Source organism: Streptomyces sp. NBC_00310, from assembly GCF_036208085.1.
In the GTDB taxonomy this organism is placed as follows: domain Bacteria; phylum Actinomycetota; class Actinomycetes; order Streptomycetales; family Streptomycetaceae; genus Streptomyces.
Genome location: NZ_CP130714.1, coordinates 7,016,393 through 7,041,669 on the forward strand (window position 1 = coordinate 7,016,393; position 25,277 = coordinate 7,041,669).

19 protein-coding genes are annotated in these 25,277 nt (G+C 71.6%); 13 read left to right on the forward strand and 6 right to left on the reverse strand.

Annotated elements, in window-relative coordinates:
- Positions 1 to 28: 28 nt before the first annotated feature.
- Positions 29 to 2,110: an FG-GAP-like repeat-containing protein gene (locus OG202_RS30830; protein ID WP_328223922.1), complete on the reverse strand. Its 2,082-nt coding sequence runs from the start codon at positions 2,108 to 2,110 to the stop codon at positions 29 to 31.
- 391 nt (positions 2,111 to 2,501) lie between these two features.
- On the opposite strand from OG202_RS30830, the gene OG202_RS30835 reads away from it, so the two are divergent.
- From OG202_RS30835 to OG202_RS30850, 4 genes are all read left to right on the forward strand, one after another.
- Positions 2,502 to 3,092, forward strand: a complete 591-nt coding sequence (locus OG202_RS30835; protein WP_326578310.1) for an RNA polymerase sigma factor — start codon at positions 2,502 to 2,504, stop codon at positions 3,090 to 3,092.
- Entirely contained in the window at positions 3,089 to 4,063 is a 975-nt protein-coding gene (locus OG202_RS30840) for a hypothetical protein (RefSeq protein ID WP_328223923.1), read from the forward strand. Before OG202_RS30835 ends, OG202_RS30840 begins: the two co-directional genes overlap by 4 nt.
- A gap of 380 nt (positions 4,064 to 4,443) precedes the next feature.
- Positions 4,444 to 5,130, forward strand: coding sequence for an RNA polymerase sigma factor (locus tag OG202_RS30845; RefSeq protein WP_326578306.1), 687 nt, complete (start codon positions 4,444 to 4,446; stop codon positions 5,128 to 5,130).
- Positions 5,130 to 6,404, forward strand: a complete 1,275-nt coding sequence (locus OG202_RS30850; RefSeq protein WP_328223924.1) for a hypothetical protein — start codon at positions 5,130 to 5,132, stop codon at positions 6,402 to 6,404. The genes OG202_RS30845 and OG202_RS30850 overlap by 1 nt, the downstream gene beginning before the upstream one ends.
- A 366-nt stretch (positions 6,405 to 6,770) precedes the next feature.
- Here OG202_RS30850 and OG202_RS30855 read toward each other — a convergent pair whose 3' ends face one another.
- Positions 6,771 to 7,685 carry a L,D-transpeptidase family protein gene (locus OG202_RS30855; RefSeq protein ID WP_328223925.1) on the reverse strand — a complete coding sequence of 305 codons (915 nt, stop codon included), beginning with the start codon at positions 7,683 to 7,685 and terminating at the stop codon, positions 6,771 to 6,773.
- A gap of 239 nt (positions 7,686 to 7,924) precedes the next feature.
- Here OG202_RS30855 and OG202_RS30860 point away from each other — a divergent pair, with 239 nt between their 5' ends.
- Both OG202_RS30860 and OG202_RS30865 read left to right on the forward strand, forming a co-directional pair.
- Positions 7,925 to 9,505, forward strand: a complete 1,581-nt coding sequence (locus OG202_RS30860) for an acyl-CoA mutase large subunit family protein (RefSeq protein ID WP_327728073.1) — start codon at positions 7,925 to 7,927, stop codon at positions 9,503 to 9,505.
- Positions 9,506 to 9,594: 89 nt separating this feature from the next.
- Entirely contained in the window at positions 9,595 to 10,176 is a 582-nt protein-coding gene (locus tag OG202_RS30865) for a Uma2 family endonuclease (protein WP_327728072.1), read from the forward strand.
- Between the two features lie 300 nt (positions 10,177 to 10,476).
- Here OG202_RS30865 and OG202_RS30870 read toward each other — a convergent pair whose 3' ends face one another.
- From OG202_RS30870 to OG202_RS30885, 4 genes are all read right to left on the reverse strand, one after another.
- The gene (locus OG202_RS30870) at positions 10,477 to 11,403 is read right to left on the reverse strand and encodes a class I SAM-dependent methyltransferase (RefSeq protein ID WP_327728071.1); all 927 of its coding nucleotides are present in this window, start codon (positions 11,401 to 11,403) and stop codon (positions 10,477 to 10,479) included.
- Between the two features lie 160 nt (positions 11,404 to 11,563).
- Entirely contained in the window at positions 11,564 to 12,754 is a 1,191-nt protein-coding gene (locus tag OG202_RS30875) for an acyltransferase family protein (RefSeq protein WP_405895311.1), read from the reverse strand.
- Positions 12,755 to 12,762: 8 nt separating this feature from the next.
- The gene (locus OG202_RS30880; protein ID WP_327728069.1) at positions 12,763 to 14,097 is read right to left on the reverse strand and encodes an alpha-2,8-polysialyltransferase family protein; all 1,335 of its coding nucleotides are present in this window, start codon (positions 14,095 to 14,097) and stop codon (positions 12,763 to 12,765) included.
- Positions 14,094 to 15,071, reverse strand: a complete 978-nt coding sequence (locus OG202_RS30885; RefSeq protein WP_326578292.1) for a glycosyltransferase family 2 protein — start codon at positions 15,069 to 15,071, stop codon at positions 14,094 to 14,096. The genes OG202_RS30880 and OG202_RS30885 overlap by 4 nt, the downstream gene beginning before the upstream one ends.
- A gap of 198 nt (positions 15,072 to 15,269) precedes the next feature.
- On the opposite strand from OG202_RS30885, the gene OG202_RS30890 reads away from it, so the two are divergent.
- The 7 genes from OG202_RS30890 to OG202_RS30920 all read left to right on the forward strand — a co-directional run bounded on the left by OG202_RS30890 (position 15,270) and on the right by OG202_RS30920 (position 24,922).
- Positions 15,270 to 16,631 carry a DUF6716 putative glycosyltransferase gene (locus OG202_RS30890; protein WP_326578290.1) on the forward strand — a complete coding sequence of 454 codons (1,362 nt, stop codon included), beginning with the start codon at positions 15,270 to 15,272 and terminating at the stop codon, positions 16,629 to 16,631.
- A gap of 44 nt (positions 16,632 to 16,675) precedes the next feature.
- Entirely contained in the window at positions 16,676 to 18,313 is a 1,638-nt protein-coding gene (locus OG202_RS30895; RefSeq protein ID WP_328223926.1) for an N-acylneuraminate cytidylyltransferase, read from the forward strand.
- 14 nt (positions 18,314 to 18,327) lie between these two features.
- Positions 18,328 to 19,266: an N-acetylneuraminate synthase family protein gene (locus OG202_RS30900; protein WP_326578286.1), complete on the forward strand. Its 939-nt coding sequence runs from the start codon at positions 18,328 to 18,330 to the stop codon at positions 19,264 to 19,266.
- 58 nt (positions 19,267 to 19,324) lie between these two features.
- Positions 19,325 to 20,431 carry a hypothetical protein gene (locus tag OG202_RS30905; RefSeq protein WP_327728067.1) on the forward strand — a complete coding sequence of 369 codons (1,107 nt, stop codon included), beginning with the start codon at positions 19,325 to 19,327 and terminating at the stop codon, positions 20,429 to 20,431.
- Positions 20,432 to 20,579: 148 nt separating this feature from the next.
- Positions 20,580 to 21,776, forward strand: coding sequence for a low temperature requirement protein A (locus OG202_RS30910; RefSeq protein ID WP_328223927.1), 1,197 nt, complete (start codon positions 20,580 to 20,582; stop codon positions 21,774 to 21,776).
- A 518-nt stretch (positions 21,777 to 22,294) separates the two neighbouring features.
- A complete protein-coding gene (locus OG202_RS30915) occupies positions 22,295 to 23,548 on the forward strand; it encodes an amidohydrolase (protein WP_326585650.1) in 1,254 nt (417 codons plus the stop codon).
- Positions 23,549 to 23,866: 318 nt separating this feature from the next.
- Positions 23,867 to 24,922 carry a BMP family lipoprotein gene (locus OG202_RS30920; protein WP_326578280.1) on the forward strand — a complete coding sequence of 352 codons (1,056 nt, stop codon included), beginning with the start codon at positions 23,867 to 23,869 and terminating at the stop codon, positions 24,920 to 24,922.
- Positions 24,923 to 25,277 lie beyond the last annotated feature (355 nt).

The following is a 25,277-nucleotide window of genomic DNA, read 5'->3' on the forward strand; positions in this document are numbered from 1 at the left end:
CGCGCCCCTGTCAGGGGCGCGGGCAGCTCTACGGGGTCAGGAGCTGACCCAGGCGGCCGGCTGGGGGCGTGTCCAGTTGGGTGAGGCCGTAGTACGACGAGTTCGTCGGAGCCGGTGTGCCGTTCACCGACGGGACGTACAGGATCGTGCCGTTGCCGGTGTCCTCGCCCTCCGTGCCGGTGAGGAGGTCGGCGTAGCCGTCGCCCGTGACGTCGGTCAGGGAGGTCGCGGAGCCGAACTTGTCGTCGGTCTCGGTGGAGCCGGCGATGTCGGGGGCGTCCTGGGAGAGGGCCAGGGAGCCCGTGCCCGTCAGGCCGGCCGAGGTGCCCTTGAGGAGCCACACCGAGCCCGCGTTGGCGCGGTTCGTCCCGGCGCGGGTGATGTCCTCGTTGGGGGCGCCGGTGAGGACGTCGGCGTAGCCGTCGGCGTCGACGTCACCGACGGAGACCGAGGAGCCGAAGCCGTCGGAGGTCTCGGAGGCGCCCTCGACGTTCGCCGTGGCCTGGTGGATCGTCTTCGGGGCGGTGGCTGTGGTGGTGAAGCCGGTGGAGGCGCCGGGGACCACGGTGACCTGGCCGCCCGCGTTGCCGCCGGACTCGGAGGCGTACGGCTGGCCGATGACGATGTCGTCGTAGCCGTTGCCGTCGACGTCCCCCGCGGCGACGGCCCGGCCGCCCCTGACGGTCAGGGTCGAGACCTTCGTCAGCCCCAGCGACCGGGAGCCCTTGAACCAGGTGACCTTGCTGATGCCGGACGCGTCGCGGTAGTTGAGGGCCACGTCGGCGTAGCCGTCCCGGTTGAAGTCGCCCGTCGCGGCGTCCGCGTGGGCGAGGGAGCCCGTCGCCGTGGTGAGGTCGCCGGCGACCTCGTGGCCGTCGCCGAAACGGGCCGCCCAGTTGCCGCCCGTACCGGTGGCCGCGGTGAACACGTCCGCCTTGCCGTCGGCGTTGAAGTCCCCGACCGCCACGGTCGCGCCGAACCGCGCGCCGGTCGGCTCGTAGTCGTCGCCGAGGGCCATGGTGTCGGCGCCTGCGGTGAAGGAGGGCCCGTAGAGGATCGTCACCGCACCCCGGTCCGCGTGCCCCGTGGTGTCGTCCTCGCCGGGCGCGCCGACCGCGAGGTCCGCGTACCCGTCGCCGTCGACGTCACCCCACGCGGTCGCCGCGCCCCACTGGTCACCGGACTCGGCGGCGCCCGGCACGCCCGTGCTCGCCTGGTCGAGGCGCAGCCTGGACGCGGAGACGGGGCCGTTCACGCCGCCCGGGACGAGGGTGATCGAGCCGCTGCCGGTCCGGTGCGTCGGCGCCACCAGGTCGCTGACGCCGTCGCCCGTGTAGTCGGCGGTCGGGATCGCGGAGCTGCGGCCGGGGGAGGCGGCGTACCGGCGTACCTCGGGGAGCTCGGCGTAGAGGTTCGCGCCCGGGGACGTGGTGGCCGCCGCGTCGCCGCCGCCGGAGATCACGTCCAGCTCGGCCGACTCGCCCTGCGCGTACACGCCGGTGTCCTCGGCCGCGGTCAGCGTCACCTTGCCGGTCGGGTCACCGGCGTACTGGCCCAGCTTCCACGCCGCCAGCCGCGCCACGGACTCCACGGCCGCCCGGCCCGGCCCGCCGCCGCTGTCGAAGTCGCCGAGCACCGCGACGCCCGTCGAGTCCCCGTCGAAGCCGGGGGTGTGCTCGCCGCGCACGGAGAGGTCCGCGCCGCCCGCCCGGCCTTCATAGATGCGGCCGCACTTGTCGACCACGAAGTTGTAGCCGAGGTCGCCCCGGCCCGCCGTCCGGACGTCGTGCGCCATGAGCGCGCGGATCAGCGCGGGGGACTCGGCACAGCTGTAGGAGTTGGTGCCGCCCGTGTCGTGGACGAACACCGCGCTGATCCTGTCGATGTACTCGGCCGTCCCCGTCACGGTCGACTCGTCCGCGCCCCAACGGGCCCGGCTGATGATCGGGGGGCGCGTGACGGTCGAGGCGAGGGCGGTGGGCACGTCGTCCGCGGCGGCCGTGTGGGCGCCCGGCCCGACCACGGCGTACGACACCAGGCCCGCGCCGCCGGCCACGACGGCTCCCAGCGCCCACCACGTCCTCCGCTTCGGGCTCGGCGGCTCGTACACGCGGCTCCTACGGCGACTCAAATGTCCCACCCCTGAATGACCTGACTGACTGACCTGAACGACCTGAACGACCTGAACGACCTGAACGACCTGAGACGAACAGTACGAAGACGCCACCCCGGCACAGGGGTGCCCCTCTATTCGCGCACAGGCCGTCGCGAACATCGGTATCGACCGGTACGGGTGTGGCCCATGTCACGACGGAGGCCGGTGTTCACGCTTCCGGGTCATCTTCCGGGGTTGGCGTGACGGCCTGTGACACTTCCGCGAGATGCGGCGCAGATCACGGTGGGGGCTTGGCGGCGGCCGGGACGGCCCCCGGGAACGCGATCCCGGCACTGACGTGGCACTGTCTCGGACAGCTTGGAGCCAGGGAGGGGAACCTCGGCGCGTGCAGGCGTACGACGGGGAACTGGGCGCGGCCGTGGCGCGGGCCCAGGACGGGGACGAGGCCGCGTTCGCGGTCGCGTACCGGCTCGTGCAGCCCGGGCTGCTGGGGTATCTGCGCGGCATCGTCGGGGACGACGCGGAGGACGTCGCCTCGGACGCCTGGCTGGAGATAGCGCGGGACCTCGGGCGGTTCAAGGGCGACGGGGCGGGCTTCCGGGGCTGGAGCGCGACCATCGCCCGGCACCGGGCCCTGGACCATCTGCGGCGCCAGAAGGTCAGACCCCGGGCGACCGCGCTGGAGAACGACCTGCTGGAACTGCCGGGCGAGCACAGCACCCACGATCAGGCGTTGGAGTCCCTCTCCACCGGGCAGGCCCTCGCGCTCGTCGCCCGGCTGCCCCGCGACCAGGCCGAGGCCGTTCTGCTGCGCGTGGTCGTCGGCCTCGACGGTCCCGCGGCCGCCCGTGTCCTCGGCAAACGCCCCGGCGCGGTCCGCACCGCCACCCACCGGGGACTGAAGCGACTCGGCCAACTCCTGCGCAGCGAGGGTGTGACGGATGACGGCCCCCGGACGCTGGGGGAGTCGAGATGACCGACAGCGACGGGACGTACGGCGAGGACGGGACATACGGCGGGAAGGACGGGAAGGAAGGGCACGAGATGCCGTCGGGCAGGGCGGAGTCGGACGAGGGTGAACGGCGTGGCCGCGGAGGGCGGGACGACGGCCGCCGGGCCATGAGCGACGCCGCTGCCGCCGCCGACCGCGTTTCCGGCGCCCCCGTATCCGATGGCGTCACCTCCCGTGGCCTCGATGCCCGGGCCGCCGCGTCCGGCGCGGCCGCCTCCCGGGACACCCCCTCCGTCGACTCCCTCCTCGCCGCCGCCGTACGCGCGGGAGTGTCGGCCGACAGCGCGGGGGAGGAGCGGGCGGTGGCCGCCTTCCGGGCGGCACGGGAGAAGGGGGCGCGTACGGCCCGTACCCGGCGCCGGGACGACTGGCGGCCCAACGCGCGGCGCCGCGTCCAGCTCTCCGTACGCACCACTCTGGCCGTCCTGCTGGCCAGCCTCACCCTCGGCGGTGTCGCCTTCGCGGCGATCGGCTCGGCCGCGCACGACGACAAGGACGCCGACGGGAACCACGGAGGCCGCGGAGGCCAGGACCGGCGTACCCGCACGACCGACGGCGCCCCCGCCCGGCCCGGCCCCTCGAACGCCCCGCGTACGCATCCCTCGACAACCGGCCGCCCCGCCCCGGCCGGGGAGCACGTCGCCTCCCGGCGGCCGGACAGGGCCGCGGGGCAGGCCGACGCCAACGGCAGCGGCGGCGGCAGCGGCAACAGCAAGGGCAGTGGCCCTCACACCAGCAGCGGTGACGGCAAGGGCACCGGCGACAAGCAGGGAGAGCCGCCCCGGCCCGGTGAGCCGAACGCGTCGAGTGAGCCGAACGCGTCGAGTGGGCCGAGGGTGTCGAAGAAGCCGAGTCCGCCGAGTTTGTCCGGCGGTGGGCCGGGACAGGAGGGCGAGGCCCCGGGCGCGCGGCAGGGGGCCCGGAAAACGAAGTGAGGCCGGCGTGCTCGCAAGACCCCCGTACTCGCAAGACACCCGGCCGACTCCGCCGATGGCAACGGTCGGGGCCGCCACCCCCCACAGGAGAGGCCCCGACCGTCGCGCGGCACGGGCCGCGCGGCGACCCGTACTACCTACAGCGCCGCGTCGACGTTTTCTGTCACACCTGGCCGCATCACGAGTTAGTTGCATGTTCTACGGACATGGACGGCCAGCGGTTTCAGGCCGTAACGTGCCATTCGCGCCGGATCGTGGATGGGCGGAAGACCACCACAACCGTCTACGGCCCGGCACCGACCATCCATTGAGGACCATGACGGCGAGAACCCGGTCCGCGAGAGCGGCGCCGGTCGAGGCGCAAAGAGGGGCGCGCGCGGGTGCTGGGGGACGACGCGGAGCTGACCGCCGCGGTGCTTGCGGCACAGGACGGGGACGAGACCGCGTTCCGGACTGTGTACCGCACGGTGCACCCACGGCTGCTCGGGTACGTGCGGACGCTGGTCGGCGATCCGGACGCGGAGGACGTCACCTCCGAGTCCTGGCTGCAGATAGCCCGTGACCTGGAGCGGTTCAGCGGTGACGCCGACCGGTTCCGCGGCTGGGCCGCGCGGATCGCCCGCAACCGGGCCCTGGACCACATACGTATGCGCGGGCGCAGGCCCGCGATAGGCGGCGACGAGACCGAGCTGACCGGCAAGGCCGCCGAGTCCGACACGGCCGGCGAGGCGATGGAAGCCCTGTCGACCGACCGCACGCTGTCGCTCATCGCCCAGTTGCCGCAGGACCAGGCGGAGGCGGTGGTCCTGCGTGTCGTGGTCGGTCTCGACGCGAAGACCGCCGCGGAGGCCCTGGGCAAGCGCGCCGGAGCGGTACGAACGGCCGCACACCGGGGGCTGAAGCGGCTCGCGGAACTGATCGGGGAGAATCCGGAGACGGCTTCGGAGGCCGACCCGGAATCCGGCGACCCGCTGGACGCCGTACCCCCACCGAGAGGCGCGCGTGTACGCGCGGCCTCGTCCGCCGGTGTGACGCATACGCGTTCGCGGACGCAGAAGGATGTGTGATGGCCGACGAGCAGTACAGGTGGCTGAACCGCGACGCTGCGGAGCGGCTGCTGCGTGGGGAGTCCCTCGAAGCCGTCGACGCCGACACCCGCGCCCGTGCCGACCGGCTCGCCGAGGCGCTCGGCGCCCTGTCCGCCGAGTTCGCGCCGGTCTCGCCGCAGAGCCCCGAACTTCCCGGCGAGGAAGCCGCGTTGGCCGCCTTCCGCATGGCGCGTACGGCTCGCTCGGCCCATCCGGCCCACCCCGGTGAGCACGGTCCGGCCGCGGAGCCCGGCCGGGGCAGCCGTACGCACGCCACCGCGGTGCCCGCCGACGACGGGGGGCTCGTCCACCTCGGACGTCCCGTGCGTCCGTCCGCCGCGTCCGACGGACGCCGGGCCCGCTGGGGCCGGCCGGTGCGGTTCGGGCTGGTCGCGGCGGTGGCCGCCGGGATGCTCGGCGGGGTCACGGTGGTGGCCGGTGTCGGCGCGCTGAGCGGGTTCCGCGACGACGAACCGGAACCCTCCGCCACCATCTCCGCCGCTCGGACGCCGGACCGGCCGCTGCTGTCGCCGTCGCCGAACGCGGAGGAGAGTGACGGCAGGCGCGGGGCGTGGGGCGACGTGACGCCCAAGGCGTCCCCGGACGGCTCCTCGACGGGCGATTCCCCCTCCGAAGAGGGCACCGGCGGTACGGACGAGGACCGGCAGCCCGGTGACACCGGGCAGGGCGAGGCCCCCACCCAGGAGTGGTGGAACAAGGTGCTCTCCGCCTGCCGTGACGTTCGGGACGGCAAGAACCTGGACGCCGACCGCCGGCGCGGTCTGGAGGACGCGGCGGGCGGCAAGGGCAAGGGACAGCTGAAGCGGTACTGCGAAGGCGTCCTGGCCGGCGGCGGCGACAACCCCGGCAAGGCGAAGCGCCCGGGCACCGGAGCCGGAGCCGGTGGCGGGACGGGCAGGGGCACCGGTACCGGGACGTCGGACTCCGGCGGCTCCGCCGGCGGTGGCGACAAGAAGACGCGGTCCGGCGACTCCGACGAGGATCCCGACCCGGACGGCGGCAAGGGCCGCCACGGGAACGGGAACGGGAACGGCAAGCACCGCCAGGGGAACGGCAAGGGCCACGGAAACGGAAACGGCCCTGGGAGCGGGAACGGCAAGAACCAGGGCGGTAAAGGCGGGAAGGGCGGGAAGGGTCACAAGGGCAACGGTGGCAACGGTGGCAACGGCCACCGGGGTCAGCTCGCCGCGGTGACCCCGATCGACTTCACAGTCCGCGTCACCCCCTCCTGACCTGCGCTTTCGCATCCGTCACGAATTCTTTCGCGGAACGGGTAACACTTTCGGCCGCCCCGGCGCAGTAATGAGTGAGCCGACTGGTCATCGGCCGTCGCACAGAGCCGGGGTTCCCCCCGTACCTACGGCTCGTGCACCTCGGCGCGGGCGGGACACGTTCCCCCGGTCCCGCCCGCGCCCCATCACCCCCGTGGTCCCCCGTGACCCCGTACCTCTCCAGACGCGCCGGACACCCTCCCGCTATGCGTCATGTGACGCACGCCACTCCGCTTGTTCGACAGGTGCCCCGACGGGCGCCCCGACAGGTGCTCCGACGGGCGCTCCGGCGAGTGCTCCGTCCACGGCCCCCGTCCAGGGCCCCCGTCACCAGTACACGACCACCTTGTCGCCGCTCCTGACCTGCTCGAACAGCTGTGCGATCGCCGCCTTGTCCCGGACGTTGACGCAGCCGTGGGAAGCCCCGTAGTAGCCACGGGCCGCGAAGTCGGAGGAGTAGTGGACGGCCTGGCCGCCGCTGAAGAACATCGCGTACGGCATGGGGGTGTCGTAGAGGGTCGACCAGTGGTCGCGGGACTTGAAGTAGACGCTGAAGACGCCCTCGCGGGTCGGTGTGTACTCCGAGCCGAACCGCACCTCGACCGTCGTCAGGGTCCTGCCGTCCACCATCCAGCGCAGCGTGCGGCTGGTCTTGCTGATGCACAGCACCCGCCCCGTCATGCAGCGCGGGTCGGGTGACGCGGCCGGCTGCCCGCCGTACGCGTACAGGTCCCACTTGCCGGGCTCCCGCGTCATGTTCAGCAGCCGCGCCCAGGTGACGCTGTCCGTCTTCCCGGTCCGCGGCAGCCCGCGCTTGCCCTGGAAGCCCTTGACCGCCCGGACCGTCAGATCGTCGTACGTCCCCGTGGGCCCGGCGAAGAGCCACGCGACCTGCCGCAGCCGGGCCTGCAACTCACGTACGTCCAGTCCTTCGTCCCCCTGGGACCACAGGACCCGAGGGGCGGGTGTGGGGGTGGGCGTGGGGGAGGGCGGCGACGCGGTGGTCGGAGCCTTCTCGCGCTGCCCCTTGTCGTCACCGTCCCCGTCGGCCTTGTCGCCGTCGCCGTCGGCCGCCTTGCCGCTCCCGTCCTGCTTCGGGGCGCCGCTCGGTGTGGCGGTCACGTCGATGCGTACCGGCTGGCGCTGGTCGCCGTGCACCTCGATCCCCTGGGCCGTGCAGGCGCCGGTCAGGGCGAGTGCCGCGAGCGCGGCCACTGATCTCCGCATGTCCTTGGTACGCATCCCGACCCCCGTCGTCTCATCGACGCGTCCGACGCGCCGGTGCCCGGTCGCTCCGCGGAGTGCTTGCGGAGAGCTTTCCAGAGAGGTTTCCCGGACGTGACCCGTCGCGAACAAAGGGGCATGGTTGTGAGCAAGGTCCCAGCCCGGGCCACTCCAACGGGCGCACGGCCGCCGCTACAGTCCGTCGCGAGGGTCGTCGTACTGGCGAGTAACCAGCGAGCAGCACGGAGGCACACACCATGGCGCGCGAGTCGGAGTCCGGACTGCCCATCGAGCCGGTGTACGGGCCGGAGGCGCTGCGGGACTGGGATCCGGCGGACAGACTCGGCGAACCGGGCGCGTACCCGTTCACCCGCGGCGTCTACCCGTCGATGTACACCGGCCGCCCCTGGACCATGCGCCAGTACGCCGGCTTCGGTACGGCGGTGGAGTCCAACGCCCGCTACCAACAGCTCATCGCCAACGGCACGATGGGGCTGTCCGTCGCCTTCGACCTGCCCACCCAGATGGGCCACGACTCCGACGCCCCGATCGCCCACGGCGAGGTCGGCAAGGTGGGCGTGGCGATCGACTCCGTCGACGACATGCGGGTGCTGTTCGGCGGCATCCCGCTGGACAAGGTCTCGACGTCGATGACGATCAACGCACCGGCGGCCCTGTTGCTCCTGATGTACCAGTTGGTCGGCGAGGAGCAGGGCGTGCCGGCCGAGCGGCTCACGGGCACGATCCAGAACGACGTGCTGAAGGAGTACATCGCGCGCGGGACGTACATCTTCCCGCCCAAGCCCTCGCTCCGCCTGATCGCCGACATCTTCAAGTACTGCAAGGCCGAGATCCCCAGGTGGAACACCATCTCGATCTCCGGCTACCACATGGCCGAGGCGGGTGCCTCCCCCGCGCAGGAGATCGCGTTCACCCTCGCCGACGGCATCGAGTACGTCCGTACGGCGGTCGCGGCGGGCATGGACGTCGACGACTTCGCCCCCCGCCTGTCCTTCTTCTTCGTCGCCCGTACGACGATCCTGGAGGAGGTCGCCAAGTTCCGCGCGGCGCGCAGGATCTGGGCCCGGGTGATGCGGGACGAGTTCGGCGCGCAGAACCCGAAGTCCCTGATGCTCCGCTTCCACACCCAGACGGCCGGGGTCCAGCTGACCGCGCAGCAGCCCGAGGTGAACCTCGTCCGCGTCGCCGTCCAGGGCCTGGCGGCCGTGCTGGGCGGCACGCAGTCCCTGCACACCAACTCCTTCGACGAGGCGATCGCCCTCCCGACCGACAAGAGCGCGCGGCTCGCCCTGCGTACCCAGCAGGTGCTGGCCTACGAGACGGACGTGACGGCCACGGTCGACCCGTTCGCCGGTTCGTACGTCATCGAGAAGATGACCGACGACGTGGAGGCGGCGGCCGTCGAACTGATGCGGAAGGTCGAGGATCTCGGCGGCGCGGTGGCGGCCATCGAACACGGCTTCCAGAAGAACGAGATCGAACACTCCGCCTACCGCATCGCCCAGGAGACCGACTCCGGCGAGCGCGTCGTGGTCGGCGTCAACCGCTTCCAGCTCGACGAGGAAGAGCCCTACGAGCCGCTGCGCGTGGACCCGGCGATCGAGGCCCAGCAGGCCGAACGGCTCGCGAAGCTGCGTGCGGAGCGGGACCAGGCGGCGGTGGATTCCGCCCTGGCCGCGCTGAAGAAGGCGGCCGGGGGCGAGGACAACGTGCTGTACCCGATGAAGGACGCGCTGCGGGCTCGGGCGACGGTGGGGGAGGTGTGCAACGCGCTGCGGGGGGTCTGGGGGACGTATGTCCCCAGCGACGCGTTCTGAGCTGGGGATTACCTCGTACGAGTGATCGAGGGCGGAAACAGCCCGGCCCCGGTTAGGCTCATGAAGAGTGCTTCCGAGAGGAGGGTGCCATGACTGTGATAGAGCGCGAGATGACGATCGCTGAGGCCGCGGACCGTGTCTCCAGCTGGCTGCCCGGACATCGTGTGGAGATCCTTCGAGGGAGCCTTATCGTGTCACCGCCGCCGGACGAGCCGCATCAGGGAACCGTGTTCGAAGTCGGTTATGAGATCCGGCGGGCAGGGGCCAAGGAGGCTGGTCTCAAAGTGCGCCCCGGTATCGGGCTATGGCTGCCGACTGGCCCGGCGGATTATGCGATTCCGGATCTGTCTGTCGTCGAGGCCGATATCGGTGACGCACTTGTCCAGAAGAACTGCTACGCCCCGCACGTTTTCCGAATGGTGTTGGAGGTGACTTCCTCGAACTGGGCCGACGACACAGCCTTCAAGGCCGAGATTTATGCCGAGGCAGGCATCCCCGTCTATCTCATCGCCGACCGCAGGCACGACGAGGTCCTCCTCTACACCGACCCGGTCGGCGGCAAATACCCCGCCCCCGTCCGTTACAAGCGAGGCCAGACCGTCCCCGTGCCCGAATCCGTCGGTGTCACCCTCGACCTCTCCGTGGACACCCTCCTCGACGGCGACGACTGACTGGCCTTCCCACCCGTCCGGGCGTGACCCGCTGCGGCCGCGTATGCGGTGAGGCCCTTCGGGGTCCGCCCAGCCCGACGTAGCCGTCAGGGCGGACGAGGAAGACACCGGTGCCGTAGGCCTCGTAGGGCGGGATGTGGCCGGGCGTACGTTCCTGAGCCGAGGCCCGGCCGCCGGGTGGCCCGGCCACGGTGTTCCCCGCCCCGGTGGACCCGGGTGGGCAGCCCGAGCGGCTGGGTGGCTGTCGGCTCTGCCGTGCCACCACCCGTCACTCACCGCCCCGAACTCACCGCCCCGGATTCACCTCCCCGGTTTTCCCGCCCTCGCCTTCCTGATCGCCCTCGTCACCACCGGCGGCAGCAGGTCCACGGCCAGCTTGCGGGCGCCGCTCCGCGGGGGGCGGGGGCGGGCCGGGGGCTGCGGCCGGCGGGCTGCCGGGGCGGGGGCCGGGGGCGTGGGCTCCGTCCAGTGGCGGGACTTCGGGAAGGCGGGGGCCTTCATGCCCTTGGACTTGAGGCGGATGATGCGGTGGCCGGCGGCCTGCTGGTTGCTGAGGTGGCAGTCGTCCCGCCCCGCGACCATCTCCAGGAGGGCGTCCTGGATCGGCTCCGGGTCGTCCCAGGTGCCGTAGAGCTTCTGCGTGCTGAGGCAGACGGGGTTGAGGCCCCGGTTGAGGACGGCCTCCCACGCGGCGACGGAGACCCCGGGCGTGTGCTCCGAGCGGAAGTCGTCGAGGACGACCACGCCGCCCGGGAGGAGTACGTCGCGTGCGGCGCTGATGTCGCCCTCGACGTGCTCGTACAGGTGCGAGGCGTCGATGTGCACGAAACGGCAGGAGCGCGGCTTGACCTCGCCGGGGACGATCGAGCTGGGGCCCTGCAGGACGCGGGGCAACTCGTCGTGGAAGGAGAGGTAGTTCGCCTCGAAGGCCCGGCGGGTGAGCGTGCTGCGGTACGACTTGGTGGCCTCCGCCGCGTTGGCGTCGTCCGGAGCGTCGCTCTCGAAGAGGTCGCAGACCGTGTAGGCCTCGCCCTCCTGGAGATGCCGGCCGAGGAAGATGGCGCTCTTGCCCATGTAGACGCCGACCTCCAGGAGGTCGCCCCTCCCGCCCGCGACCTCCTGTCGGCTCAGGAACCAGTCGAAGAGCAGTTGGTCGAGCACCGGGAACCAGCCGGGAACGTCATCGAGTTCACGGGGGAGTCGGATCGTGCCGTGTTCAGAGGTCATTTCAGAGGCCATGAGGACAGAAGACTCTCTTGCGTCGACGAGGCGAACAGGCGAACGGGCCAGGAACCTATGAGACGGCCATGGCCCGGTCAAGGATGATGCGGAGCCTCTCCGTGGAGGAGTTTTCGAACCCCCGGGGCGGGTGAACAGTGGGCCAATTTCACGTTCGCCCACGGCGTCCCCCGAGTGACGCGCGCAGCAGTGGTTGCAACGGACGTTCGACCCCCCGGTGCAGCAGCCAGGCGAGCGCCAGCATCAGCGCCACGGTGAGCGCGACGGTCAGGGAGGACGGAACGCCCAGGCCCTGGTGCAGTGCCTGCACCACCGGCCAGCCCAGATGCTCGTGCACGAGGTAGAAGGGGTACGTCAGGGCCCCCGCGGTGGTCAGCCACGGCCAGTCGACGCGGTTCAGGAGGCCCAGCGCGACCGCCCCCACGGCCACGAAGCCGACGGTGACGGCGAGGACGATGCCGAGTTGGGAGCGGTAGGAGAAGAAGTCCGCGTTCGGCGCGTGCCACATCGCCTCGACCGTCTGGTACTGGCTCAGCAGGAGGCTGAAGACCACGATCAGCCAGGCCGTGGCGTCCCGGCGGTCGCGGTGCACCAGATAGAGGCCGATGCCGCCGATGAACAGGGACGCGTACTCCGGCATCAGGACCAGGTCCAGCAGCGGTTCCTTCGAGGCCCGCGCCAGCACCGAGGCCAGCGTCCAGCCGCCGCAGAACCAGATCACGCGTCTGCGGGTCACGCCGGGCAGGACCACGCACAGCGCGAACAGGACGTAGAAGCGGACCTCCGCCCATAGGGTCCAGCACACACCCAGGACGCGGTCCGCGCCGAGCGGCATCTGCAGCATCGTCAGGTTGACCAGGAACTCACTGGCGGACACCCGCGCGAAGGTGATCCCCGGGAGGGCGAAGACCGCCGCGACCAGGATCACCGCCGCCCAGTACGCCGGCAGCAGCCGGGCCGCACGGGAGGCGACGAACGACTGGACCGAACGCCCCCAGCCACTGGCACAGATGACGAACCCGCTGATCACGAAGAAGGCCTGAACACCCGCCCAGCCGTACGCCAGCCAACTGTGGGCGGTGGGGAACTGCACGGCCGGCGAGGCCCCCCACGCCTTGCCGATCTCCCCGTCGCGACCCCCGTAGTGGTAGGCCGCGACGGCGAGTGCGGCGAGCAGCCGCAGCCCGTCCAGCGCATACAACCGAGGCCGAGCCTCACCCGGGCCCCGACAGGGGCGCGGGGCTGTATCGTTTCGCGGCTTCGCCGCGGGGCGCGACCAGCCCCCACCGACCCGCGGCCGGGACTCGACAAGATCACCGGTCTTCGTCGCAGAAGTCACCCCGGGGCTCACCCCAAGGTCGCCCGCTTGAGGGACCGGGCCCGCCGCGCGACTCTTCGTACGGTCGCGTTGCGCGGGATGAAGGCGAGCTGGACGGGGATGCCACCGGGCAGCCCCAGCGAGGTCAACCGGCGCCGCTTGAAGTACCGCAGGGTGTGCGCGCTCAGATGCCTCGTCAGATACGCCTCGGTCTCCGCGCGCAGCGACGGGTAGATCTTCGGCTGCATCGCGAAACCCACCGCCCGGACCAGGCCGTCGAGGTCCGCCACCACGGTGCCCGGCCGCTGGGAGGTGACCGCCGCCCGGTCGCCCAGCTCCGGCAGCAGCGCGTCCACGATCGTGACGGGCACCCGGTTGCTGTTCTCGTACGGGGCGAGCCGGTCCAGCAGCGTGCCGGTGCCGACGCGGGCGACCGGGAGGCCGTACAGCGCGGAGGCGGTCAGCAGGGCCGTGGAGAAGCAGCCGACGACGAGGGCCGGACGCATCCGCTGGTAGAGCACCTCGGCGAGGACCGGCGTGGACAGCACCGTCAGGTCGGCGCCGAGCCGCTCCGCCTCCTTCTCCAGGCCGCGCGACCAGCGGGCCGGCGCGCTGGGGTGCGGCTTGAAGACCACCGTGGTGTGCCCGAGCGCGACCGCGCCCTTCAGCATCCGGACGTGGAGGTCCTCCTCCTCCTCGGCGGTGAGGATGCCGAGCGCGGAGAGGTACTGGCCGAGCAGCAGCGCCGGCTCCTCGATCGCGGGCAACGCGTCACCGGTGTCGACGAGTTCCGCCAGCACCTTCACGAAGGCGTCCGTCGGCACGATCTCCGCCTCGACCCCGAACTCGGTGAGCAGCAGCGGCTTCAGGTCCGGGACCAGGTCGAGGTGGAGCAGGCGGTCGATGCGGGTGCCGACCAGCGGGTCGATCTTGTTGCGGGTGGGGCCGTAGCTCATCAGGCCGTCCGCGTACACCGTGACGGGGGCGCCGGTGAAGATCTGGGTGAAGCCGAGGGCCGGGTGGACCTGGATGGACTCCACGGCCAGCTCGACGTCGTCGTCGCCCAGGTTCCACAGCAGCCGCAGGTGCCGCTCCCACAGGGGGACGTCGTCGGTACGCGGGGACCAGCCGCCGGGGTGGAAGGGGGAGATGGTCTCGTTCCAGGAGATCACCTCGTCGAAGCGGTCGCGCAGCCGCTCGAAGCCGGGCATCTCGTCCAGGCCGGGGGCCGTCTCGGGCGTCGCCGCGTTGTTGGAGATCAGCAGGATGCGCCGGGCGGCGGGGCGGAAGCACTCGGTGTCCAGGGCCGCGGCCAGCGTGGCCGTGCCGTACAGCGTGGACGCCATGAAGATCTGCGTGGTCACGCGGCGACCCCCGTGGCGGCGGGACGGCGGCGCAGCCGGCGCAGCCGGGTGGCGCGCTGGACGTCCATGGAGTCGAGGGCCTCGTCGAGCACGTCCTGCGGCATTCGGCGCAGCGCGACCGCGCTCATCGACTTCAGTTTCCGTGCCACCGCCGGCTCGAACCTTTCGATGGATCCCAAATGATGGGAGATGATCGCGCAATATGTACGCACGGCCTTGGGGAGAAGTCTGTCCGCGTCCCGGTCCTTCGCCGTTTCCGCGATGACCTGGTCGAATGCGCGAAGGAAATCGAGCTGTCGCACGTCGCCGATCTGGGTCAGCGAGGAAGCCACCCCGCGCCGGTAGAAGACGCCGAGCAGCCCCACGGTGGCGAAGGAATCGGCCTCCCGGTGGAGCTTCCAGATCCACGGCCGGTCCTCGGCCGTGCGCAGCCCGTGGGTGAAGTGCAGCACCCCCTTGTCGACCAGCCGGCGGTGGTAGATGCCCGCCCAGGCGTACGCGTAGTCGACGGAGGTGGAGCGGTCGGCGGGCAGGATCGCGTCCCGCGGGTTCATCACCACGCCCCGGCGCCCGTTGGGCACGCGGTGGATCGAGCGGGCTCGCGCGGTGCACTGGACATGGTCCGTGCGCACGAAGTCGCAGCCCAAGTCCTCGATGGCGCCGAGCAGTTGGGGGTAGTAGCCGGGGGCGAGCCAGTCGTCCCCGTCGAGGAACGTGAGGTACTCGCCGCGGGCCTCGTCGATGCCCGTGTTGCGCGCGGTCGCCAGTCCTCCGTTCTTCTCGTGTCTGACATACACCGCCCCCGGCAGCTCGCGCTCCGCGCGCGCGAGAATGTCCGGTGTCTCGTCGCGCGAGCAGTCGTCGACGAGAATGAATTCGAAGTCCTCACGAGCGTTGGCTCCGAGGCTCTTCAGGGTGTCGGGCGCGTATTGCTGCACGTTGTAGAACGGCACGATGACGGAGAGCTTGACCACCCCCGTGACGTTAGGCGGCCCTCCGGCATTCGTCTTGACCACCTGCTTGATGTCAGGTGAACGACGCGTGGCGGTACCGTGAACCAGGCACTTTTCCCCTCTTCCCGCGCCCCGATTCCCCATTCGTCGATGCGCTGTTAACCCTTTGTTGTATTCGGGTTGGGCCGTTCAACGGAATCACTTCCTAGCGTCTTCGATGTGCCAGCAAGTGCTACGAACGGCCGGCGAGTCGCCGTACTCGCGGATTCCGACACCCGGTGGAAATGGGGCGCGCTCACCGCGCACCGTCTCGCACCGGAGGATTCGGACGTCCGCCTGGACGGCTTCCTCCTGCGCGGCCGAGCCACCCCCACCGCCCGCCAGCTCCAGGAGGTCGGCGTCCGCGCCGACTCCCTGCGCGAGGTGACCGGCCTCGAATTCCTGCGCGCCATGAAGGCCATGAACGCCATGAAGGAGGACGCGTACGACGTCATCGTGCTCTCCCTCGTCGGCGGGGGCGTCCAGGCGATGCTGCACGGCCTGCGCCGGGCCTGGGACGGGCGTACCAAGCGGCCCGTGGTCGTCACCGGATACGTCGGTGTCGTCTACGAGAAGCTCGCCGACGGTCTGCTGCTGCGGCACGGCGCGGACCTCGTCCTCGCCAACTCCCGCCAGGACGCGGATCGTTTCCGGGCCGTGTACGAGGGCGTGGGGGCCGACGCCTCCTCGGTCACCGAGGTCGCCCTGCCCTTCCTGGGCGGCACGCCGTACGCCGGCACCCAGGACCCCTACACGGTGGTCTTCGCCGTACAGCCGTCCGTCCCGGACAACCGCCGGGACCGTACGTACCTGCTGAACCGGCTCGTCCGGCACGCGAAGCTGCACCCGGACCGCCAGGTGCTGCTGAAGCTGCGCTCCAAGCCGGGCGAGCACACCACGCACATCGAGGAACTGCCGTACCAGAAGCTGGTGGAGCGGCTCCCCGGCGGCGCGCCCCCCAACTTCCGTCTGGTGTACGGGAACATGGGCGAGGTCCTCGACACCACCGACCTGCTGGTCACCGTCAGCTCCACGGCCGCCCTGGAGTCGCTGCACCGCCGGATCCCCACCGTCGTCCTCACCGACCTCGGGATCCGCGAGACCCTCGGCAACCACCACTTCGTGGGCTCCGGCTGCCTCGCCTCCTGGGACCAGCTGGACGCCGGGTACGAGCCGGCACCGGACCCCGAGTGGGTGGCACGGCAGGGCGTCGTCGCCGGGGGCACCTCCCGGACGAAGTCCGGGGGAGGCTCGTACGCCACCGCCTTCGACGCGGCCCGCGACCGCATCACCAAACTCGTCGCGGCCGACGGACTGCCGCCCCTCGCGCCGTACTACACGCCCGTCACCGCGCCCGGCTATCTGCCCGGCATCCTCGCCCGCCACCACCTCGGCCCCGACGGCGCACCGCTGCCCGGGGAGCCCGCCGCCGACAAGCAGGCCGGGCCCGTACGGCAGATCGTGCGCCGGGCGGCCCGCGGCGCCTACCGCCACGGAGTGCAGCGCGTGGCGCCCGTCATCCGCCGGATGGGGGAGCTGTGAGCCGCCGCCCCACCTCTTCGCACGCACCGCAAGGAGTTCCCTCCATGTCCCACCCGGAAGCGGGCCGAACGACTTCCGAACGCCGCGTCCTCGCCGTGATCCCCGCGCGCGGCGGCTCCAAGGGCGTCCCCGCGAAGAACCTGGCCCCCGTCGGCGGCGTTCCGCTGGTGGCCCGCGCGGTGCGCGAGTGCCTCGCCGCCCGGCTGGTGACCAACGTCGTCGTCTCCACCGACGACCACGCCATCGCCGCCGCGGGCCGGGAGGCCGGGGCCGAGGTCGTCCTGCGCCCCGCCGCCATCGCGGGCGACACCGCGACCTCCGAGGCCGCCGTCCTCCACGCGATGGACGCCCACGAGGCGCTCCACGGTGCCGCTGTCGACGTCGTGATGCTCGTCCAGTGCACCAGCCCGTTCATCCTCCGCGAGGACATCGACGGCGTCGCCCGCGCGATCGTGGAACACGGCGCCGACACCGCCCTGACCGTGGCCCCGTTCCACGGCTTCATCTGGCGGGACACGGCGGACGAGTTCACCGGCGACGGCGACGGCGATGGCGATGGCGACGCGAGCCGCGTCGGTGCTGCGCCCGGTGGAGCCGTGGCGGCGGTCGGCACCGGTGTGGCCAGGTCCACCGGCACCCCGGCGGGCGAGTTCGGCGCTGGGAGCGCGGTGACCCGCGCCGACGCGCCGAGGGCCGACCGCGCGTCGGCGGCGCAGGGCGCGCCCGCGTACGCCGCCGGCGGTGTGCTGAGCGGGGCCGACGCGGCACGGGCGGACGCCTGGCTCGGCGCCGCTCCGGCGGACGACCGCGCGTCCGGGCCGGGCGGCACCGGCGGACCGGGTGAAGCCACCGCCACCGACGCCACCGCGGCCGGCGGAGCCCCGGCCGTCGCCCTGGCGGGCGACAGCCACGCCACCCCCGGCCCCACCGCCGGAGGCCACGGCGTCAACCACGACAAGTCGTTCCGCCCCCGCCGCCAGGACCGCCCCCAGGACCTGCTGGAGACCGGCGCCGCCTACGCCATGGACGCGGCCGGCCTGCGCAAGCACCAGCACCGCTTCTTCGGCCGTACGGAACTCGTCCGCACCGACCCCGCCCGGGTCCTGGAGATCGACGACCCGCACGACCTCGCCCGCGCCCAGGCACTCGCGCCGCTCTTCGACGCGAACCGGCCGGGCGCCCTCCCCACCTACGACGACATCGACGCCGTAGTCCTCGACTTCGACGGCACCCAGACCGACGACAGGGTGCTGATCGACTCCGACGGACGGGAGTTCGTCTCCGTGCACCGCGGCGACGGACTCGGCATCGCGGCCCTCCGCAGGAGCGGCCTGACGATGCTGATCCTGTCCTCGGAGAAGAACCCGGTCGTCGCCGCCAGAGCCCGGAAGCTGCAGATCCCGGTGCTCCACGGCATCGACCGGAAGGACCTCGCACTGAAGCAGTGGTGCGAGGAGCAGGGCATCGCGCCGGAGCGCGTGCTCTACGTCGGCAACGACGTCAACGACCTCCCGTGCTTCGCCCTCGTGGGCTGGCCCGTGGCGGTCGGCAGCGCCCACGACGTCGTACGCGGCGCCGCACGCGCGGTCACCACCGTCCCCGGTGGTGAAGGCGCGATCCGGGAGATCGCCGGCTGGATCCTCGGTCCGTCTCTCGACTCTCTCGACCCCCTCGACAAGTAAGGAACCGTCCCACCATGAGCACCAACTCCCGTCTGCGCACGTTCGGTTCGAAGACCGCCGGCCCGGGTCACCCCGTCTACGTCGTCGGCGAGATCGGCATCAACCACAACGGTGAGCTGGAGAACGCCTTCAAGCTGATCGACGCCGCCGCCGAGGCCGGCTGCGACGCCGTCAAGTTCCAGAAGCGCACCCCCGAGATCTGCACCCCCCGCGACCAGTGGGACATCGAGCGCGACACCCCCTGGGGCCGCATGACCTACATCGACTACCGCCACCGTGTGGAGTTCGGCGAGGACGAGTACCGCCAGATCGACGACTACGCCAAGAGCAAGAACATCGACTGGTTCGCCTCCCCGTGGGACACCGAGGCCGTCGCCTTCCTGGAGAAGTTCGACGTCCCCGCCCACAAGGTGGCCTCCGCCTCCCTCACCGACGACGAGCTGCTGCGCTCCCTGCGCGCCACCAACCGCACGGTCATCCTCTCCACCGGCATGTCGACCCCGAAGCAGATCCGCCACGCGGTCGAGGTCCTCGGCAGCGACAACATCCTGCTCTGCCACGCCACGTCGACGTACCCGGCCAAGGCCGAGGAGCTCAACCTCCGCGTCATCAACACCCTCCAGGCCGAGTACCCGAACGTGCCGATCGGCTACTCCGGCCACGAGACGGGCCTGCAGACCACGCTCGCCGCCGTCGCCCTCGGCGCCACCTTCGTCGAGCGCCACATCACCCTCGACCGCGCCATGTGGGGCTCCGACCAGGCCGCCTCCGTCGAGCCCCAGGGCCTCACGCGCCTGGTCCGCGACATCCGCACCATCGAGGCATCCCTCGGCGACGGCGTCAAGAAGGTCTACGACTCCGAGCTCGGCCCCATGAAGAAGCTGCGCCGTGTCTCCGGCGTCGTCGCCGAGGCGGAGATCGCGGCGGCGGCGGGCGAGCCGGTCTCGGTCTGAACCTCCTCCCTCCCTCCCTGACCACGGGTCTCCCTCACTACGGGACGGTCATACGTCGATGAGCCCCCGCGCCGGAACCGCCGGCCGCCACACTCTCGCCTTCGTCGAGAGCCCGGTACAGCTGTTGAACGTGCTGGAGTGGGCGCACACCCACTCCCTCGGCACGCCCGAGGACCCCGACGCGGGGCCCTTCGGTTCAGGCGGCGCGGGGCTCACCGTCGTGGTCCTCTCGCCCAACGACCCCATGACCCGAGGCCAGTTGCGCCGGATGGCGGAGCTGGCCCGGGACGAGGGCCACGAGGTGCGCTGGGAGGAGGCGCGCGGCGGCACCGCCGCCCCCTTCCGCACCATCGGCGGCCTCGCCCCGCTGCTGCGCGCCGCGCGCCGCATCGTCCTGGGCGACCCCTTCTCCCGCTACGTCCAGCTCCTGCTGACCATCACCCGGGCAGTGGACGTGGTCGTCGTCGACGACGGCACCGCGACCATGGAGTTCGTCTCCCAGCTGGCCCGAGGCGAACGTCTCGTCCGCTGGCACCGCAAGGGCGGCCGCCCCGGCCCCCGCGACCTGATCTTCGCCCCGGTCTCCTCCAAGGCCCGCAAGCGACTGACCCCGGCCGCCGGCCGACGCGTCGAGGTCTTCTCCTCCATGCCGATCGACGAGACCCCCGACGGCGTTTTCGTCACCGCCAACGACTTCGCCTGGACCCGGGCCCGCTTCGGCCCGCCCCGCATCACCAAGGGCGCCGACCTCGTGGGCACCTCCCTCGTGGAGACCGGTGTGGTGGACGGCGACCGCTACCTCGAAGCCGTCCGCTCCCTGGCGAAGGCCCACGGCGCCACCCGCTACTTCGCCCACCGCCGCGAGAGCGCCGAGAAACTCCACACCCTCGCCGCGGAGACGGGCCTGGAGATCGTCCGCCCCGACCTCCCCCTCGAACTCATCGCCCGCCGGGGCCCCATCGGCCGTACGATCCTGAGCTTCCCGTCGACGGTGGTCCACACCCTGCCGCTCGCGCTCGCCGGAACGGACGTACGCGTGGCGGTCTGCGACATCGACCCGAGCTGGCTGACCGAGAACGCCTCCCCCCGCGCCCAGGGCTTCCTGTCCGGGGTCACGGGCACGGCACGGGACGTCCACCGGCTGTCGTCGGTCGCGCCGATCTGAACCGCTGATCAACTGACCGCTGAACCGCTGATCCACCGAACCGGGTGTTCGCTGTGGGAGCATCCGGAGCTGTCGCTTCCCCGGTCGGCCCGCGCCTATCGTGCCGCGTGGCTGGGGAGGGTGAAGTGCCCTCCCCGAAGGGGGAGTTGTGACGACGCACGGAGAACGCGCCCGGCTGACCCCCACGGCGGACGGACACAGGGTCACCCCCGCCGAACTCTTCTTCGACCTCGTCTTCGTCTACGCCATCACCCAGGTCACCGCCCTCATGGCCGCCGACCCCACCGCCCTGCGCCTGCTGGGCGGCATGGTCGTCCTCGCCCTCCTGTGGTGGTGCTGGTGCTGCTTCGCCTGGCTCGGCAACGTCGTCCGCGCCGACTCGGGCGGCATGTTCGCGGTGCTCGTCTCGGTGATGGCGGTCCTGCTGATCGTCTCGATCACGGTCCCCGACGTGTACGACGACGCCCCGGGCGGCCTCCACGCCCCCCTGCTGTTCGTGGCGTGCTACGGCGCGGTCCGCGTCCTGCACCTGGTGACGTACTGGCTCTCCGCCCCCGACGACGAGGCCCTGCACGCCACCATCCGCCGCACGGCCCTGCTCTCGGTGCTCCCGCCCTTCGCCCTGCTGCTCGTGGGCGCGGCCTTCGAGGGCGTGACCCAGATCCTGATCTGGCTGGCGGCGGTGACCATCGACTACGCGGGCATCTTCGTCACCGGCAAATCGGGCTGGCGAGTGGCGTCCCCCGCGCACTTCTCCGAACGCCACGGCCTGATCGTCATCATCGCGCTGGGCGAGTCCATCGTCGCGATGGGCGTCGGCGTGACCGGCTACCCGGTGTCCGCCCCGGTCGTGGCCGCCGCCGCCCTCGGCCTCCTGACCACCGCCGCCCTCTGGCGGCTGTACTTCCACGGCGTCAGCGAGCCGGCCGAACACCGCCTGGCCGAGCTGACCGGCGACGACCGCACGGTCCTGGCCCGCGACACGTACACCTTCCTCCACCTGCCCCTGGTGGCCGGCGTCGTCACCACCGCCCTCGGCATGAAGAAGACCCTCCAGCAGGTCGCCGACACGGACCACTACGGCCTGGCCGAGCCCCTCCACGGCATGCCCGCCTGGGCCCTGGCCGGCGGCGCGGGCGTCTTCCTGCTGGGTGCCGCCGCGATCGTGCTCCGCACCACGGGCCGCCGCGCCCCGGTGCTGATCACCGGCGGTGCGGTCTGCGTGGCGGCGGGCCCGCTGGTCGCCCTCGTCCCGGCCCTGGTGGCCCTCACGGCCCTGGCCGCCACGACCACCGCCGTGCTGATCCTGCACGGCCGGACGCCCTCCGCGGCCGCCGCCCCCTGAGGAGACGAGCCGGTCGGCGCCCTCTTGCGCGCCGGTCGCGCTCCGGTCGGCTCGCGCCCCCCCACCGCCTCCGTGATCCCTGTCACCATCGGCGCCCCGCGCCACTCGATCGCACCCCGCTGCCCCGATGCCCCGGTTCACCCCCGCGACCGCAGGCCACCGCCCCCTTGCCTCCCCGCCACGACCTCTCCCCGATCAGCCCCTCGCACACACGGCGTAGCCGGACACTCACGCGGCGGTGATGGCTCCGGGACGGTGAGACGACGCGAACGTGGTATCCGTGGAGTGTGGGAATCGTCCGGGCACCCCCGGACGTTTAGTCGATGGGATTCGCGGGCAACCCCGGCGCTCCCGTCTCCGAGGTCCACCTGCCCGCGAAGAGGCGGACGGGTATACCCATCCCTGTCGATACGTATGCGCTGTGCGACCGGAAAACTTCCCCTGACGGGCTGATTTTTTGTTGATCGAGGGTGAGAAGGTCGCCAGATCGCCCTACCCTTCAGAGGGTGAACCAACTGATGTCCCGAGAGTCCGAGGCCGATCTGCCAGGGGAAGCCGAAGCGTCGCTCCCCGGCACCTTGCCGGAAGCCCTGCGTGCCGAACTCGTCGCGTTCCGCCGCGACTTGCACATGCACCCGGAGCTCGGCAACCAGGAGTTCCGCACGACCGCCGCGATCAAGGCCCGCCTGGAGAAGGCAGGCCTGAGCCCGCGCGTGCTCGACAGCGGAACCGGACTCATCTGTGACATCGGTGACTGGAACGGCGCCGACAGCTCCGCGCTCGCCCTGCGCGCCGACATCGACGCCCTCCCCATCCCGGACACCAAGGTGGACTGCGACTACCGCTCCACCGTCCCGGACCGCGCCCACGCCTGCGGCCACGACGTGCACACCACCGTCGTCCTGGGCGCCGGCCTCGTCCTCGCCGACCTGCACCGCAAGGGCGAGCTGCTCCGCCCCGTCCGGCTGATCTTCCAGCCCGCCGAGGAGGTGCTGCCCGGCGGCGCCGCCGACGTGATCAGGAGCGGGTCGCTCGACGGTGTCGGCCGGATCATCGCCGTGCACTGCGATCCGAGGGTCGACGCGGGCTTCATCGGACTCCGTCACGGCCCCATCACCTCGGCCTGCGACCGGCTGGAACTCTCCCTGGACGGGCCGGGCGGCCACACCGCGCGCCCCCACCTCACCACCGACCTCGTCACCGCCGCCGCCCGGGTCGTCACCGACGTGCCCGCGCTGGTCGCCCGCCGCTTCGACGCCCGCGCCGGACTCGTCGTGACCTGGGGCCGCATCGAGTCGGGCCACGCCCCCAACGTCATCCCGCAGCACGCCGAGCTCTCCGGCACGGTCCGCTGCCTGGACATCAACGCCTGGCGGCAGGCCCCCGACCTGATCCACGAGGCGGTCCACGAGGTCGCGACCATGCACCGTGCCAAGCCGGAGATCAACTACATCCGGGGCGTCCCGCCGGTCGTCAACGACCCCGTCGTCACCGAGCTGCTCCACGACTCGATGGTCGCCCGCCGCGGCGTGGCGTCCGTCGAGGACACCGAGCAGAGCCTCGGCGGCGAGGACTTCTCCTGGTACCTGGAGCACGTCCCCGGCGCCATGGCCCGTCTGGGTGTCCGCCGCCCGGGCGACCTCACCGTCCGCGACCTCCACCAGGGTGACTTCGACGCCGACGAGCACGCCATCACCGTGGGCGTGGAACTCTTCACCGCCGCCGCCCTCCTCGACGCCCGCATGCGCGTCCTGGACAGCGCCGCCAGGTAGCCGTCCCCTCGCATCCGCGAGCGGGGACGGCCACGTCGCGACCGGCCCCGCTCTCGGGATCGCGCACGCGCGGCAGGGTGTGCCTCACGGCTCGTCCCTCTGTCGGCCCAGCCGCAGGCAGTCGGGGGCGCGACGAGGTGTGAACGCCGGACTGTGCATCTAGGGTGTTGGCGACCGAGAAGGTGACGAGGACGTAACCGGCGGCACGAATGGATAACGTCCGGCAGGACCCCGTTCCCAGAAGGGTCTACGCGCGTTAATGTGCGCCGAACTGAGCACCCACACTGCGGGGCTTTGGAGAAGATGGGGAACTTCAAGATGCGTCGGATTTCCAAACTGACCCGCGTCGCGGTGGGGGTCGCGTCGCTGGCGCTCGCCGCCACGGCCTGTGGTGGTACCAGCAGCGAGAGCGGCAACGACAGCGAGAGCACCCAGGGCGAAAAGGGCCTCGCGATCGCGTACGACATCGGCGGCAAGGGCGACCAGTCCTTCAACGACGCCGCGTTCGCGGGCCTGGAGAAGGCTCAGAAGGAGTTCGGGTACGACACCCGCGACATCGAGCCCACCGAGGGCGAGACGGACGCGGACAAGGAGCAGCGCCTGGCCTCTCTGGCCAAGCAGGGCTACAACCCCGTCATCGGCGTCGGCTTCGCCTACGGCCCGGCGATGGAAGCCGCGGCCAAGCAGTACCCGAAGACCAACTTCGGCATCGTCGACTCGGTCGTCGAGGGCGACAACGTCGCGTCCCTCGTCTTCGCCGAGCAGGAGGCCTCGTACCTCGCCGGTGTCGCGGCCGCCAAGGCCACCAAGACGAACACCGTGGGCTTCGTGGGCGGTGTGGACATCCCGCTCATCCACAAGTTCGAGGCCGGCTACAAGCAGGGCGTCGAGGACACCAGCGGCGGCAAGGTCAAGGTCGTCTCGCAGTACCTGACCCAGACGGCCGAGGAGGGTGGCTTCTCCAGCCCCGACAAGGGCAAGGCCGCCGCCGAGGGCCAGATCGAGAAGAAGGCCGACGTGCTCTACGCGGCCGCCGGCCTCTCCGGCCAGGGTGTCATCGAGGCCGCCGCCAAGGCCAAGGTCTGGGCGATCGGCGTCGACTCCGACCAGTACAACCAGGAGGCCCTGGCCCCCTACAAGGAGTACATCCTCACCTCCGCCCTGAAGGACGTCGGTGGCGCGGTCTACGCCCTCGCCAAGTCCGTCGAGGACGGCAAGCCCCTCACCGGGGTCCAGACCTTCGACCTGAAGGTGGACGGCGTCGGCCTCGCCGACTCCAACCCGAAGATGGCCGAGATCGCCGGTCTGACCGACGCGGTCGCCAAGGCCAAGAAAGAGATCATCGACGGCACGATCAAGGTGAAGACCGAGTAGTTCCGGAGTTCCGGATCTGCGATGTGCTGAAGCGGGCGGGTGCACCTGTGCACCCGCCCGCTTCGCTGTCGGAGGCCGGTCCAGGGGTCGCGCCGCCGCTTTCGGGCGCGGGGCCGTGTCGCTGTGCGGCTCCGCCGCGTGGGCGCGACCAGCCACGACGAACCCGAACGTGACACCCCACCCCGGCACCCCCGCGCAACCCCCGGGCAAACCTTGCAACACGGCCCCATAACAACGTGGTCCCGCAGGCTTCACCCGGAGGGTCTACGCGCGTTACTCTGCGGCGAAAGCCACATACGGCGCCGACGCTGTGCAGCACCTACTGAGCAGTACCCTCCGGCGCTAGTACGACAGG

What these genes read in the sequence shown, in the direction of transcription:
- OG202_RS30915 (WP_326585650.1), top strand. Translation starts at nt 22,295, where the DNA reads ATGTCCCGAGAGTCCGAGGCCGATCTGCCAGGGGAAGCCGAAGCGTCG.
- OG202_RS30855 (WP_328223925.1), bottom strand. Translation starts at nt 7,685, where the DNA reads ATGCGTACCAAGGACATGCGGAGATCAGTGGCCGCGCTCGCGGCACTC.
- OG202_RS30905 (WP_327728067.1), top strand. Translation starts at nt 19,325, where the DNA reads ATGAGCCCCCGCGCCGGAACCGCCGGCCGCCACACTCTCGCCTTCGTC.
- OG202_RS30840 (WP_328223923.1), top strand. Translation starts at nt 3,089, where the DNA reads ATGACCGACAGCGACGGGACGTACGGCGAGGACGGGACATACGGCGGG.
- OG202_RS30860 (WP_327728073.1), top strand. Translation starts at nt 7,925, where the DNA reads ATGGCGCGCGAGTCGGAGTCCGGACTGCCCATCGAGCCGGTGTACGGG.
- OG202_RS30920 (WP_326578280.1), top strand. Translation starts at nt 23,867, where the DNA reads ATGCGTCGGATTTCCAAACTGACCCGCGTCGCGGTGGGGGTCGCGTCG.
- OG202_RS30865 (WP_327728072.1), top strand. Translation starts at nt 9,595, where the DNA reads ATGACTGTGATAGAGCGCGAGATGACGATCGCTGAGGCCGCGGACCGT.
- OG202_RS30850 (WP_328223924.1), top strand. Translation starts at nt 5,130, where the DNA reads ATGGCCGACGAGCAGTACAGGTGGCTGAACCGCGACGCTGCGGAGCGG.
- OG202_RS30870 (WP_327728071.1), bottom strand. Translation starts at nt 11,403, where the DNA reads ATGACCTCTGAACACGGCACGATCCGACTCCCCCGTGAACTCGATGAC.
- OG202_RS30895 (WP_328223926.1), top strand. Translation starts at nt 16,676, where the DNA reads ATGTCCCACCCGGAAGCGGGCCGAACGACTTCCGAACGCCGCGTCCTC.
- OG202_RS30900 (WP_326578286.1), top strand. Translation starts at nt 18,328, where the DNA reads ATGAGCACCAACTCCCGTCTGCGCACGTTCGGTTCGAAGACCGCCGGC.